The 14,473-nt window shown below is 64.4% G+C and carries 11 protein-coding genes; all 11 read right to left on the bottom strand.

The annotated features are described in order from the left end of the window. Window positions 1-4: 4 nt before the first annotated feature. The 11 genes from murJ to BFN10_RS11060 are packed head-to-tail and all read right to left on the bottom strand — an operon-like array spanning window position 5 to window position 14,297. Window positions 5-1,414, bottom strand: a complete 1,410-nt coding sequence (murJ, locus tag BFN10_RS11110) for a murein biosynthesis integral membrane protein MurJ (protein ID WP_071489732.1) — start codon at window positions 1,412-1,414, stop codon at window positions 5-7. Further along, a complete protein-coding gene (locus BFN10_RS11105) occupies window positions 1,414-2,841 on the bottom strand; it encodes an O-antigen ligase family protein (protein ID WP_071489751.1) in 1,428 nt (475 codons plus the stop codon). The genes murJ and BFN10_RS11105 overlap by 1 nt, the downstream gene beginning before the upstream one ends. A 2-nt stretch (window positions 2,842-2,843) precedes the next feature. Next, the gene (locus tag BFN10_RS11100; RefSeq protein WP_071489731.1) at window positions 2,844-3,947 is read right to left on the bottom strand and encodes a glycosyltransferase family 4 protein; all 1,104 of its coding nucleotides are present in this window, start codon (window positions 3,945-3,947) and stop codon (window positions 2,844-2,846) included. Beyond that, on the bottom strand, window positions 3,938-5,155 hold the full coding sequence (locus tag BFN10_RS11095) for a glycosyltransferase family 4 protein (RefSeq protein ID WP_071489730.1): 1,218 nt from the start codon (window positions 5,153-5,155) through the stop codon (window positions 3,938-3,940). The genes BFN10_RS11100 and BFN10_RS11095 overlap by 10 nt, the downstream gene beginning before the upstream one ends. A gap of 8 nt (window positions 5,156-5,163) precedes the next feature. Continuing rightward, complete coding sequence (locus tag BFN10_RS11090; protein WP_071489729.1) at window positions 5,164-6,492, bottom strand: GH39 family glycosyl hydrolase; 1,329 nt, start codon at window positions 6,490-6,492, stop codon at window positions 5,164-5,166. Beyond that, window positions 6,482-7,672, bottom strand: coding sequence for a glycosyltransferase (locus tag BFN10_RS11085; RefSeq protein ID WP_071489728.1), 1,191 nt, complete (start codon window positions 7,670-7,672; stop codon window positions 6,482-6,484). The genes BFN10_RS11090 and BFN10_RS11085 overlap by 11 nt, the downstream gene beginning before the upstream one ends. Then, complete coding sequence (locus BFN10_RS11080) at window positions 7,672-9,663, bottom strand: GumC family protein (RefSeq protein ID WP_071489727.1); 1,992 nt, start codon at window positions 9,661-9,663, stop codon at window positions 7,672-7,674. The genes BFN10_RS11085 and BFN10_RS11080 overlap by 1 nt, the downstream gene beginning before the upstream one ends. Before the next feature lie 15 nt (window positions 9,664-9,678). After that, window positions 9,679-10,455, bottom strand: a complete 777-nt coding sequence (locus BFN10_RS11075; RefSeq protein ID WP_071489726.1) for a polysaccharide biosynthesis/export family protein — start codon at window positions 10,453-10,455, stop codon at window positions 9,679-9,681. Window positions 10,456-10,484: 29 nt separating this feature from the next. After that, entirely contained in the window at window positions 10,485-11,396 is a 912-nt protein-coding gene (locus BFN10_RS11070) for a glycosyltransferase family 2 protein (RefSeq protein WP_071489725.1), read from the bottom strand. A gap of 1 nt (window position 11,397) precedes the next feature. Beyond that, window positions 11,398-12,858, bottom strand: coding sequence for a mannose-1-phosphate guanylyltransferase/mannose-6-phosphate isomerase (locus tag BFN10_RS11065; protein ID WP_071489724.1), 1,461 nt, complete (start codon window positions 12,856-12,858; stop codon window positions 11,398-11,400). Beyond that, entirely contained in the window at window positions 12,858-14,297 is a 1,440-nt protein-coding gene (locus BFN10_RS11060) for an undecaprenyl-phosphate glucose phosphotransferase (RefSeq protein ID WP_071489723.1), read from the bottom strand. The genes BFN10_RS11065 and BFN10_RS11060 overlap by 1 nt, the downstream gene beginning before the upstream one ends. Window positions 14,298-14,473: the final 176 nt, after the last annotated feature.

The following is a 14,473-nucleotide window of genomic DNA, read 5'->3' as shown; positions in this document are numbered from 1 at the left end:
TCATTCATGCCTTGCGCCACGGTCTCAGCCAGAGTGCCATGCCCAGCAATACCACCGCGCCAGCCAGGGTGCTCAGCCCCAGTTGCAGCCACACGCCTTCAATCCGAAACAGCGCCAACGCCGCCACGCCCATCAGCACCGCGCTGAGCAGCCAGCTCCGAGCCCAGGGCAGGGCGCCGAGCAAGGCCTGGCGTTGCATCAACAACAACGCGGTGCAGAGCACGCCGGCCAGCGCAGCCAGCGGAATCCCGGCCAGGCCGAACACAAACGGCAGCACGCCCAGCAACAGCACATTGGCCAGGCTGCCGAGCAGTTCACAACGCAATGGCTGGCGCGTATCGCCTGCAGCGTAGGCGTAGCGCGCGAGCAGGGCGTTCCAGGCGCCGAACACCAGTGGTACGGCAAACCAGGCGAGCAGCAGCGGCAACGGCGAGTCCAGCGATTGCTTGGGCAGCAGCAACGCCACCAGGCTCGGCGCCGCCGCCACCAGGCCGACTCCGGCGGGCAGGGTCAGCACGCTGGCGGTTTCCAGGCCACGCTTGAGCAGGGCCAGGCGCGCGTCGCCCTGGCGCCGACTCATCATGCCCAGCAACACCTGGTTGAGGCTCATCAGCGCAATCAGCGGCAGGTTCATCAGCTTGCGCGCCAGGTTGACCCAGGTCACCGCACCTTCGCCCAGCAAGGACGCCACCAGCCGTTCGATCAAGGCCAGGCCCTGGCTGGCGCCGTTGCTCAACAGCAGCGGGCCGATGCGTTGGCCCAGCTCCCGCAGTGGTGCCCACGACCGCTGCCAATGCCACGGCCGCCAGCCCTGGCGCCACATCGACGGCAGCAACGCCAACGGCATCAACAGGCTGCCGGCCAGGCAGGCCAGGGCCAATGAGTGAGGTTGAGTGGCGGTGCCGGCGAAGGCGAGGTAGGCCACGGGGGGCAGGTTGAACAGCAACGAGCCCAGGCCCGCCAGTACAAAGCGCTCGCTGGCTTGCAACGGAATGCTGAACAGCGCATGCAGCATCAGCCCCGGCACACACCAGGCGACAATCTGCAAGTTGCTGCTGGCGAGCGCCGTGGCACTGGCCGCCAGGCCGGGCCCGAGCAGTTGCACCAGCCACGGCGCCAATACAGTCAACAGCAGGCTGGTGACCAGCGCGATCGACAGCAACGCCGGGAACAACACCGCCAGCCAGCCGAGCCGCTCGTCGTCCTGGCGCGCCAGGTACAGCGGCAGCGCCGCTGCACTCAGCACACCGCCGGCCAACGACATGCGCAGCGCCTCCGGCAAGAACAGCGCGATCAGGAACGCATCACTGCGCTCGCCCGCGCCCCAGGCCGCCACCAGCAACCACTCACGGGCAAAGCCCAGGCACAGCCCCAGCAGCGTCGCCAGCGTCAGCCATGCGGCAGAGCCCAGCATCAGCGCTGTACGCCGTCGAGCAGCGTTTTGCGCGACGTTATGCTTTTCACCTGCGGCAGGCGCGCCGGAAACAGACGCCGCGCTTCCAGCACATTGATGCCCACCATCAGCCAGAACAGCGCGACCATCACCACGGCAAAGCTGAAGTAGTGGTCAAACAGGCCGCTGACCAGTGCCGAGAGAATCCCGGCGGTGGTGCCCAGCCACAGCGCGTTGTCCTTGGTCAGGCGGATCGGGCCGCGTTCCGGGCGGGCTTCACGCCACCAGCGCACGGTCACGGCCACGAAGAACAGCATGCCGACGATGCCGGTCTTGTAGATGAAGTTCAGCCACAGGTTGGAAATGCCCAGCAAGTGGGTGTCGGGTACGGGCGGGTCGACCTTGAAGCCGATGCCGAACGGGTACGCCATCACCGCCTGCGGGAACATGCGGTACTCGTCGAAACGCACTTCGGTACTGGCGTTGCTCGATGAGAAAATCGTCGCCAGGCGCTCCTGCAACGGCGGATACGCGATCACCAGCGCCACCGTCAGCGCCGCGCCGATCATCAGCAGGCGCCCGGTGTACGGCACCCGGCGCGTGGCCATCCACAGCAGCACCAGCGCCAGGCTGACCATCGCGCCACGGCTACTGGCCAACAGCAAGGCGGCGGCGCCCAGGCACGCCACGCCCAGGCCCAGTGCGCGTTTCCAGCCTTGCTCGGTCATGCCGAAGCAGAACGCCAGGGGCAGCAGCAACGCCATGATCCCGCCGATGGCATTCGGGTGCATCCACGGCGAGCCCATGCGCGACGACATCGCCTCCAGGCCGAATTTGAGCATGTCGAAGTTGCCGTAGTTGAACAGCGCCAGCACCGGTGCAATACCGGCCCCGGAGCGTGTGCGCACGAACACCGCAATCGACAGCACCAGCATCGCCAGGCTGCCCAGCAGCAGGGCGATTACCAGGGATTCACGGTGCTTGCGGTCCACCAGCAACTTGGCACAGAGGAACACCGCCGACAGGCTCAGCAACCAGCGCAGCCAGTTGGCGACGCCGCTGGTGTCGGCGTGAATAGTGACCTGGCCGACGATGAACGGGAACACGCTGAACAGCATCAGCCACAACAGCATCTGGTCGGTGGGCCGACGGGCGAGGCTCGGCGTATCCGGCAGGCGCGCCAGGAAGTTGTGCCACAGCACCGCGCCCCAGGTCAGCGCCAGGATCGCTTCGCTGACGGTACTGCGAATGCCCAGGTTGACCGTGGAATACGGCATGAACGTGGCGACCAGGGCGAACAGCACCAGGCCCCAGAACGGAAAACGCAGGATGGTCACCGCACCGGCCAGGCCGATCACGGCGAGGAACGCCTTGGCCGGCGACAGCAGCAGGGCGGCGGCGCCGAACAACAGGCCGAACAGTATGGCGACGAGGCTGGGCAGGTTCACGTTCACTTCAGCTCCTCGATCAGTTCGGCCAGGCGCCCGCGATAGGCGCGATGGTTAAAGCGTTCTGCCCACTGCCGGCATTGTTCGGGCGATTCCTCGGCGGCCCGCTCGCCGAGGCTGATCATCAGCTGCGTCAGCGCTGGACCATTGGTGGGCGAAAAGCGCGGTGCCGACGGCGGGGTGATTTCATCCAGCGACGTGCCGCTGGCCACCGCCACCGGCGTGCCGACGCTCAGGGCTTCGATCACCGGCAGGCCAAAACCTTCGGCGTAAGACGGTTGCCACAGGCGCGACGCCTGGCGGTACAGCGCATGCAGTTCGGCATCCGACACGCCACTGAGTGCACGAATCCCAGGCAGGCTGCGCTGGTTTTCAGGCAAATGATCGAGGCTGCCCACCAGCACCAACTCCGGCACGCCGGGGGACTGGCGCCGCGCCTGGTGCCAGGCCTCCACCAGGAACGGCACATTCTTGCGCAGCTCGCGGGTGCCCACCAGCAACCAATAGCGCTCGGGCAATTGGCGCGGGCCGAGGTCCGCCGCCAGTTCGGTAAAGCCGTCGACCTGATTGGGCAGCACGCGAATCTTGCCCGCGGCCTTGGGAAACAACCGCGCGGTTTCATCGGCGCTGTACTGCGACGGCGTCCACACCCGGTCGGCGCTGTGCACCGCGTAGGTGATCGACAGGCGATCGCTGGTCTTATAGATGAGCGCCTTCAAGCGGTTGGCGTGGTAGTTGTTCAAGGTGATCTGGAACAGGTCATGCAACAGCACCACGGTGCGCAGGCCCTTGGGTTTGGGCGGCAACGGCAGGCCCATGTTGAAGGTGCTGATGTACAGGTCGATGTGGTGCTCGCGCAGCGCCCGTGGCAGAAACCCGGCTTCGAAGCGCAGGCGATTCTGCGGCTGGTGCATGGCGGTCTTGGCGCAACCCCAGGCCGGGCAGTGCGCCTGCAAGCGGGTTTCATCGCCCAGGGGCGCCACGGTAAACCGCTCGAGCTCGATGCCGGGCAGGCCGTGCAGGGCGCTTTCCAGCGCGTACACCTGGCGGCTGATGCCCGATTGCGGCGAGGTGCCGACGGTGCGGTAATCCAGGCCTACACGCATGCGGGCTCCTTTTGATTCTGGGGCAAAAGGGTCGTGTAGACCTTTTCCAGCTGGCTGGCTGCGACGTTCCAGTCATGGGCACGACGCACATAGGCGCGGCCGGCTTCACCCATGGTCGTGGCGGCATCGGGAAATTGCAGCAGGCGCACCACGGCATCCGCCAGGCTCGCAGCGGTTTGCCCGCCGAGGTAATCCAGGCCTTCCACCAGGTCCAATCCCGATACGCCTTGCTCGGTACTTGCCAGCGGCAAGCCGGCGGCCAAGGCTTCCAGTACCTTGAGCTTGGAGCCGCCGCCATGGCGCAACGGCGCCAGGAACACCGAGCAGCTCGATTGCAGGCTCAGCAGGTCGGGCACAAAACCCTGCCACTCGATACGCGGGTCCGGCCAGCGTGCGCGCCAGCTATCGGGCATGCCGAAGCCGCACACGCTCATGCGTACGTCGGGGCAGCGTTCCCAGACCTGGGGCAGGATTTCATCCAGGGCCCATTCGATGGCGTCCACATTGGGCGCGTATTCGTAGTTGCCGAGAAACAGCACGCGTTGGGTGCTGGGGTCTGGACGGGCGGCGGCGAAGTGATCGCAATCCACGCCGTTGACCACCACCGACACCGGCTTGCCGGCGATTTTTTCCAGCACCTGCGCATCGCTGTCGGTCACCGCGACCACCTGGGCGGCCTGGCGCATCACGCGGCGTTCCCAGCGGGCGTAGCGCCATTGATCGTAGCGAATGAACGGCAGCGACCAGCCCGGCAAACGGTCATACGTGGCGGCGCCAAGGGCCGATTCAACGTTGTGTTCCGTCAGCACAAAGGGTTGGGACTTGCGCGCCAGCACCTCTTCATACGGCTGGAAGCTGTAGCTGTGTTCGATTTGCACCACGTCCCAAGGGTCACCCAGCAACCAATTGAAGGTGTCCTGCAATTCACCCGACAAACCATTCACGCTGGCCAGCAGCGGGTACGGCGCAAACAGCCCGGCCAACAGGGTCGTGACGCTGCGCAGAGGGCGGCGCGGCAGGATGATCAGTTGTTCGAGAAACGCTTCCAGCACCTGGCGGTCGCTGAGCGACACCGGGTGTTTGTCATGCAAAAGCAGGGTGATCCGATGCCCGCGCGCGGCGAGGTTGCGCAGCAGATGGAACTGGCGCGTCTTGCCGCCGCTGGTGGCGGGCCAGGGTGAGTAGGGCAGGATCCATAAAATGCGCATGGCAGGCCTCAGTCCCATAACAGAATTTGCAGGTTCGACTTGACCGGAACGGTCAGGCCGCTGGTGCCGCTTACCGGGGTTTGTGTGCCGCGCAGCGGGTCGTACAGGGTGGCGCTGGCCAGGCCCGGCAAGTGGGCGTTGCCGCCCTGGGCCGACCAGAAGAACCACAGCTTGCGCCCGTCGGCGCGGGTCCAACCGATGCTGAACAGGCCGTCGGGCAACTGGTCGGCAACCGGCGGATCGCCCGGCGTGAGCGTCGGCCCACTGACGTCGAGGAAGTTCTTCAAGGCGGTGTAGACGGGCTTGGGGTTGGTGTCGATATCCAGCAAGCCATAGGAGCGGTCACGCACGCTGGCGCGCTGGTCGAGGTCGCTCAAGGTGAACAGGAAAATCTTGTCGAAATCCATCGCACTCATCAGCGCCAGGCGGCGGACCACGTAGTCGGCCTGGGCCTGGAGGGTGATGATGTCCTGGGCGTCTTTTGGCCCCTTGTAGGTTGACCAGCCCCACTCGGTGCTCCACAGCGTGTTCACGCCGCCGTGGCGCAGGGCCTGGTTGAGCTGGGTGGTCTTGGCGATGAAGTCCAGGTTGGCCGGGTCGTTGCCTTCGGGCAATTGGGTATAGGGGTGGTAGGAGATCACTGTATTCAGGCTGGCCACGCCGAGTGCGCCCAGGGCGTCGAACATGGTCTGGCCACTGGGCATTTCGCTGAAGAACGCCATGCCGGCGGCCACCACCGGTTTGCTCGGGTTCACTGCGCGCAAGGCGTTGGTGGTGACGGTCAACAGATTCGCGTACCCGGCAGGGTCTGCCGCCGGGCGCCAGAAGCCGAGCAGGTTCGGTTCGTTCCAGACTTGCCAGGCCTCGACGCTGGGGTAGCGCTGCGACAGCAGTGCCATGCGGTTGGCAAACACATTGGGGTCTTTCGGCGGGTACTGGTCCGGGTACATCGACAGCGGCGGGGCGCTGCTGATAAAACGCGCCGACCCCACCAGGTAAAACACCGACTTGATCTGGTTCTGCTGCAGCTTGCCCACCAACTCGTCGAGGGTGGCGAGCTTGTATTGGTTCTGCGCGGTTTCCAGCTGATCCCAATGCAGATCCAGGCGCACCCACTCCAGGCCCAGGGCCTTGAGGCGGTCGATCTGCTTCTGGTAGCGCTCGGGGCTGAACCACAGGAACTGCGCATTCACCCCCAGGAAGTCCTTCCAGACCACCTCCTTGCTGCCCTTGAGCACATGGCTTTCGGCATCCGCCTGGCGTCCCCACAAGAATGCGGTCAGGCCCAGGGCGGCGACCACCGCGAGGGTGGCCAGGTAGGTGCGTTTACGCGCCATAGGGGGCTCCGGTGATGGCCTGCTCGAAGAGCTGCTTGAATTTCTGCGCGGTCAACGGCCACACGCGCTCACGGCCGATTTCGCCGGCGCGTTCGGCCCAATCCCGGGCCAGCAGCGGCGTACGCGCCAGGCGCAGCAGCTGTTCGCCGAGCGCGGCTACATCACCCTCGGGGTAGATCGCGCCGTTGCCGCTGGCGACTTCCTCGGCAAACGCGCGGGCGTCGGAGGTGATCGCGCCGCGCCCGCAGGCGGTGGCCCAGGACAGTGCGCCACTGGTGCCACGCTGGCGCCCCAGCAGGCCGAGTTTTTTCGATTCACGGTAGGGCAGCACCATCACGTGGTGCGCCTGGATGGTCTGGGCGATGTCATCCGCCGGCAGGTTCAGGCGCCAGTCGATGGCGTCGGTCAGGCCCAGCGCAGCGATCTGTGCGTTCAACTGCTCCAGGTAGTTACCGCCTGCGCCAAACGCCATTTCCGCGGCGGTGCCGCCCGCCAGGGTCAGGCGCACGCGGTCGCGCAATTCGGGGGCTTGCTTGAACACATCCGCCAGTGCCTGTACCAGGTCTTCGATGCCTTTGCCTCGGTAGATAAACCCGAAATACAGCAGGCGCAGCGTGGCGAGGGGCGGCAACGGTGCCGCCGGGATCGGCAGGTTGGCATGGTTGATCACCGCGACTTTGCCGGCCGGCAAGTGCATGCGCTGGCTCAGGCAGTCGGCGCCCAGGCGGGTGAGGGTCACCAGCCGGGTCAGCCCCTTGGCGACCTGGCGCTCTTCGCGCAGGGTCAGCGGGTCGGCCAGCACCACGGCAGCCTGCGGCAGCGGGCTGGGCAAACTTTCCATCAGGTTCAAGGGGAACGGCAGGTGCTCGCGGCGCCATACGATGCGTTCCGGGTCATGCACCGTGGCGGTCAGCGGCAACTGGGGATAAGCCTTGCGCAATTCACGCAAGGCCAGGAATTCCCCCAGGCGCCCGCCGCCCAGTTCGGCGTGTACCAGGTCGACGGCCTGCCAGTCGAACGCGTTGATGGCCTGTTTGATCGCTCCGGAGTTGCCCGTCACCCCGGCCAACGGCGTCAGCACCGTCACACCAAGGTGTTCCAAGGCCGTGCGGAAATGGTTCGCGTAGTCGGCGATCCCGTTTTTCTCCGGCGGCAAAGGGGCGAGCAGGGCGATTCGCATCAGAACGCTCCCCGGTACTTGCCGATGGTGCGCAGCACTTTGCCCGGCACTTCAAACTTGCGACGGTTGATGATAATGCCGTCCACCTTGCCGAACGCGGTGTTGAGGATCGACAGCGCATGCTCCACCACCGGCACGGTACTTTTGCGCGCTTCCACCACCAGCCCGATCAGGTCGGCGCGACGCAGATCGACGAACGCCTCGCGGTTGTCCAGCAGGGCCGAGGCATCCAGCAGCACCACTTCACCCGGCGCAGCAGCGTGCGGCCCGCCGACGCGCACGTTGATGCCGTTTTCACTGAGCAATTGGCGCAGTTGTTCAACCACAAAGGTCACCCCTTCGCCGTGACGCGCCGAGGTCAGGCCCAGGGTCACGCCCTGTTCGGCAATGCGCTCGGGCTGCAGCAGGCTGTACAAACGGTAGATGCTCGCATTGAACGCGTTGGTGCTTTGCGCGGTGGAGGTGTCCAGCTCCGGCAGGGTGGTCCACAGCGGCAGGCCGAACTTGCGCTCCACCAGGCCACCGTCGTGAATCCGCTGGTCGAGCAGGTAGCACAGGTAGATCACCAGCAGGCCGACCACGATGGCGAACGGGATCGCCAACACCAGCATCACCAGGGTTTTCGGGAAGATGCGGCCCGGGTTCAGGGTGGCTTCTTCGATCACGGCGATGTTGCTGATCTGGCTGTTGTCCAGCTCACGATCGATGCGCGATTTTTCCAGGTTATCCACGTACAGCGCGTAGTTGCGCTCGGTGGTGTTCAGCTCGCGGGAAAGGCGAGCCAGCTCCGGCTCGATCTCCAGGGCCTGCTTGCGTTGCTCTTCCAGGTTCAACAGTTGTTTCTGTTGTTGCACCAACTGGGTACGCAGCGCCACGTTGTTGCTGGTTTCATCCAGCAACACGCGCTGCAAGTGAATTTCCAGGGTGTTCGGCGCACGGTTCTCCGAGGCTTGCACCGTGTTGCTCTCGCTGTTGACCTGCATCTGCATGGCCCGGATCGACGCGTCCAGGGCTTTGACCGGCGGCGCATTGTCGGTATAGGTACGCATCATGTCGGCCTTTTCCAGCAGCTTCTGGTTGAGCAGGCGACGCAAATCCTGCTGCTGCGGGTTCAGGGCGATCTGGCGTACGGTGGTGACTTCCTTGGGCTGGCCCTTGAGCTGGGTGCGCGTGCTCTGGATCGCGCTGTCGGACGAGGCGATCAACCGCGTCGTGTTGAAGGTCTCACCGCGCAGCACGTTGATGCGCTCGGACAGATCCTCCAGGCGGTCGGTGATGCTCGCCGCGCCGATCTGGTTCAGGTGCGTGAGGATCTGCTCCTTGTAGCTCTTGATCTCGGTGGCGCTGTTGGCCACCTGGCCTTCGTAGAACGCGTACAGGCTTTTGCGCCCCAGGGCCTCGGTGCGCTCGTTGATGTAGGTCTCGACCCAATCCTTGACCACCGCCTGGGCGATCTCGGGGTCGCCCCACTTGAAGCTGATGTCCATCACCGTGGAACCGACGGCGTGGCTGACCTCGAAGTTTTTCTCCAGGCTGGCGGCCAGGCGTTCCACCGGCGTGGTTTTCTCCACGATACCGACGGTTTCAAGCACTACGCGCAGGCCATCGAACACCGCGCCCACGCCGCTCTTGACGTAGTACTTGGTGCGCTTCCAGAAACCTTCCGGCGGCGGCGCGTTTTCAATCACTTCCAGGTAATGCTCGGCCACCGCGCGTACGATCGGCCGGCCGGTGAGCAGGCGTTCTTCGTCGACAATCGGGTCGCGTTGGGTGCTGGGCATTACCAGCGCCTGGCGGTTGCTGATCTCGATGGGCAAGGTCGAATCACGCCCAGGCTTGACCAACAGGCGCGCGGTGGACTCGTACTTGGCCGGCAGCAGGAACGCCCCCAGCAGGATGATCACCAGCGCGGCAATCGCCGCCAGCTTGAACTCATGCCGGAAGATGAAGAACAAGCGCAGAAGATCACGAAAAGAACGGATCTCGATCATTGGGATGTCGCTCCTTTAGTTGTTGCCGCCGCTGGTTCGGGTGTAGTTGTAGCCAACCCCGATCGACTTGGTGAACGGGATCAGTTGGTTCATGTAGGTATCCACCCCTTGGATGCGTTCGCCCACGTTGGACTTGGGCACGAACACCACATCGCCGCGTTGCAGGCGCACGGGTTTGCGCCCGTTGGGACCGGTCTTGAGCAACTGGCTGAAATCCAGGAAGTACGCGCGATAGGCACCCTGGGCGTCTTCGCGCAGCAGGGCGACCATGCTGGCGTTGCCCGCCGGGCTGACCCCGCCGGCACCGATGATGGCTTGTTCCAGGGTGTTGGCCGTGGCGATCTGCACCGCCGTCGGGTTGTTCACCGCGCCGCCGACGATGATCGAGCCGCTCGGCGCCTGGTTGATGTTCACCGTCACACGCGGTTCGCGGTAGATGGGCGCGAGTTTGCCGGTCAACTCCGTGGCCAGCTCCGACGGCTGGCGACCGGCGACCTGCACCGGCCCCAGGAACGGGTAGTTGATCTTGCCGTCGGTCTGCACCGTGTACAGCGTCAGCTCATAGATTGTGCTGACGTTGAACGCCGACAGTGTCGGCATCTCGCCGGCATCGCGGACGATGCGCAACTGGTCGCCGATGCGGATGCGCTCCACCGCCGGCGGCAATTGTGCCAGCTGGTCGAGGGCGCGTTTGCCGGCCTCGACGGTGTCACTGTCGGGCGGGACGATGCGTGCCGGCGTATTGCAGGCGGCCAGGGCCACCATGGCCACGACGAGCAGGGTTCGTTTCATCAAGGGGGACTTCCTGTGGGTCATGATGCTCACCTCCAATAACCGGGAAACATGCTGATGCGCCGCTTGAGGGCGAGGGGGAGGCGGCGCTCCAGATGGCCCAGCCGGTAGCCGAGCAGTTTGAACGCGCTGCGCACCAGTACTTCGGGAACACGGTGCAAGGCACCGGCCTTGCGCAAGGCCGCCAGTTCAGCCAGCACGTAGCGTTTGCCTTCACCACCGGCATCGCCAAAGGCCTGCTTGATCCACGGTTCGCGGCCGTAGAACACGCCGATATCGAAGTAGCGGTGAAACTCATCCATGAGCTTGTAATCGTGCGAGTGATGCACCAGCGCCGTGGCGGCGTAGCGCACCTTGTAGCCTTCGAGCAGCATGCGCGCCGCCACATAGGCGTCCTCGCTGCCGATCACATCCGCCGGGAAACCGCCCACCGCCTCCAGCACGCTGCGCCGGTACACGGAAAACGAGTCGGAACTGAAGCAGGTCTTGATCCCCAGCTCCGGCGCATCGGCCAGGCTCTTGCTGCGGCTTTGCTCCGGGTAGTTGAAGTGCCGCGATTGCGCACCCAGTACTCCGGCGTCGGGGTGTGGCAACTGACGACCGTAGGCCACGCCGTTGAGCGGGTCCTGCTGCAATTCGGCGAGCAGGTTGGCGAAGGTTTCCGGGGTGGCGGGGATCGCATCCTGGGTCATCACGATCAGCGCGTCGCCGCTCACCTGCCCACTGGCCCAGCGCCGGGTGCCGCCGTGGTTGAAGTCACGCGCGTCGATCACCTCGACCCGCGCCCCGAATTCGCGAAAGCGCGCCACAGTGTCATCGTTGGAGGCGCTGTCCACCACCAGCATCTCGTCGGGTTGCAGGGTTTGCATCTTCAGCGCCGGCAGCAGGCGGCCCAGATGGCTGGAAGCGTTACGGGTCGGGATGATCAGTGAGGTGAGCATGTCATTTCTTCACTTCTGCAGGCGCGCGCCCGTAGATGTCGTCGAAACGCACGATGTCGTCCTCGCCCAGGTACTCGCCGCTCTGCACCTCGATCATCACCAGGTCGATGATGCCGGGGTTGGTCAGGCGGTGTTTGTGCCCGGCGGGGATGTAGGTGGACTCGTTGGCGTTGATCAGGAATTCGCGCTCGCCGTTGGTGATCTGCGCCGCACCGCTGACCACCACCCAGTGTTCGCTGCGGTGGTGGTGCATCTGCAACGACAGCGACGCCTGGGGCTTGACCACGATGCGCTTGATCTTGAAGCGGCTGCTTTCCTCCAGCACGGTGTAGGTGCCCCATGGCCGGGTGACGGTGCGGTGCAGGCTGTACGCCGGGTGGTTCTGGCGCTTGAGCTCGGCGACGATGTAGCGCACGTCCTGGCTGCGCTGGGCGTCGGCGATCAGCAGGGCGTCGGGGGTGTCGACGATGATCAGGTCGCGCACGCCCACGGCACCGAGTACGCGCTTGGGCGAGTCGATGTAGCAGTTATGCACGTCGTGCAAAATCGCTTCGCCGTTGACCTGGTTGCCATGGGCGTCGCTGGGGGTGAGCTGGCGCAGGGCTTCCCACGAGCCGATGTCGCTCCAGCCGATGTCGCAGGGCACCACGGCGACTTGCCTGGATTTCTCCATCAGCGCCACGTCGATGGACACATCCGGCGCGCTGCCGAAGGCGTCCGCGTCCAGCTCACGCTGGCGTGAGGTCTTGTTCTGCAGGCTTTGGCTGTGTTCCAGCGCGGCGCGGGCAGCGTCCAGTACGTCCGGTGCATGGGCGGCGAGTTCGTCTACCAGGGCGCTGGCCTTGAAGCAGAACATGCCGGCGTTCCACAGGTGTTTGCCGCCGTCGAGGTAGCCTTGGGCGGTGGCCAGGTCGGGTTTTTCCACGAAACGCTTGACCCGATGGCCGGTGCCCAGCGCCTCGCCCTGTTCGATGTAGCCAAAGCCGGTTTCCGGATGATCCGGCTGAATGCCGAAGGTCACCAGGTAGCCGGCTTCGGCCAGGTCGCGGGCCTGGGTCACGGCCTCGGCGAACGCCACTTCATTGAGGATCAGATGGTCGGCGGGCATCACCAGCAACTGTGCGTCACCGCCGAAATGCTCCTGCACATGCAACGCCGCCACGGCAATCGCCGCCGCCGTGTTGCGGCCGAACGGCTCCAGCAGCAGGTCCAGGGGCAGATGGGCCTTGTTGACCAGGCGGTAGTCATCCAGGGTGCGGAACAGCAGGTCGCGGTTGGTCACTGTCAGCACGCTTTCCACACCCGGCAGCTTGGCCGCGCGCTGGAAGGTTTTCTGCAGCAGGCTCTGGCCGTCGCGCATGCGCATGAACGGCTTGGGCATGTTCTGCCGGGACACCGGCCACAGCCGCGTGCCCGAACCACCGGAAATAATGCAGGGAATCAATCCGTTGAGTGTGTTCATCAATAGACTTCCTTGGTGGAAAGGACGGCCGGGACCGTCATGAAAACGATGTACAAGTCGAACCACACCGACCACTTGGAGATGTACTCCAGGTCGTATTCGACCCGTTTCTGGATCTTGAACAGGGTGTCGGTCTCACCCCGGTAGCCGTTGATCTGCGCCCAGCCGGTGATGCCCGGCTTGACCCGGTGCCGCGAGCTGTATTCGCTGACCGCCACTTCGAAGGGAATGCCCGCAGCCTTGGTCGCAGTGGCATGCGGGCGCGGGCCGACCATGGACATGTTGCCCAGCAGCACGTTGAACAGTTGCGGTAGCTCGTCGATGCTGGTCTTGCGGATGACGCGGCCGACGCGGGTGATGCGCGGGTCTTCGCGGGTGGTCTGGCGTTCCGCGGTGAAGTCGCTCTGGTCGGTGTACATCGAGCGGAACTTGAACACGCGGATTTCGTTGTCGTTGTAGCCATAGCGGTTCTGGCGGAACAGCACCGGGCCTTTGGAATCGAGCTTGATCGCAATCGCCGTCATCAGCATCACTGGTGACAGGCATACCAGCGCCAGGCTGGCCAGCAGCAAGTCCTCGCAGCGCTTGATTACCGGCGACCAGCCGCGCAACGGCAATTGCGAGGTGTTGAACATCAGGATGCCGCCCACGTCGGTAATCTTGCTGTGGCCGTAACGCAGGGCGGCCATGTCTGGTACCAGCATCACGTTCACCGACAGCTGCCGCAGGCGGTTGACCAAACCATGGATGCGCTGCTCGGCGGCCCAGGGCAGGCAGATCATCACCTGGTTGACCTGCTCGGCGCGGATCAGCTTTTCCAGGTCGCGGGTGTTGCCCAGCAGGGGCAGGTTGCTCAGTTCCTTGGGAATGCGTTCGGTGCGGTCGTCGATGAACCCGACCAGGCCGGAGCGGATGTCACCGTTGCGCAGCAGGTGATCGGCAACGTGTACGGCGGTGTCGGTAAAACCCAGGATCACCGTGCGTTGCAGGAATTTGCCGGCACGCATCAGCTTGCGATACAGGCGCAGCATCAGCAGGCGCTCCAGGCAGAACAGTGCCAGGCTGGCGACGTACCAGGTCACCAGGTTGCGCGGGGTCAACTGCGGGAACATTTGCAGGATCTGGTACATGAACAGCAGGATGCAGAACGCCGCCGACCAGGCCTTGATCTTGGTTTTCAGGCGCAGGCGATTGCTGAACAGTTCTTCGGAATAGATGCCCAGCGCCTGGAACAAAATAATGGTGAGGACCGCAAAAAATACCAGCAGGCCCAGGAAGTGGGCGCGCAGCTCAGGGGCCATCGGGTCCAGCAAGAGCACCAGGACCAGGGGGGGCAGAATGGCCGTCAGGCCATGGACCAACTTGACGAAAACAACAAAGAACTCAACAAAACCGGCGCGCGTTAAGAACAGGCTGTCGACGGACGACTTCTCTCGCATACAAACATCCCTCATTGCACTCCAGGCTTCACTGTTCGACGGTTTGTTCAATAAGCGGTGACTGGCTTTAGAACTAGGGTCGAACGACTACGCTGGGTAATACGCAACTAGCCATTCCAAATGCAGCTATCCATTTGAGTGGGTTTTGCGGGGTAGTGACTAAAGGAGTGTTCCTT

It is taken from the genome of Pseudomonas extremorientalis (assembly GCF_001870465.1).
Taxonomy (GTDB): Bacteria; Pseudomonadota; Gammaproteobacteria; order Pseudomonadales; family Pseudomonadaceae; genus Aquipseudomonas; species Aquipseudomonas extremorientalis.
This window is presented reverse-complemented; position numbering and strand designations above follow the sequence as displayed.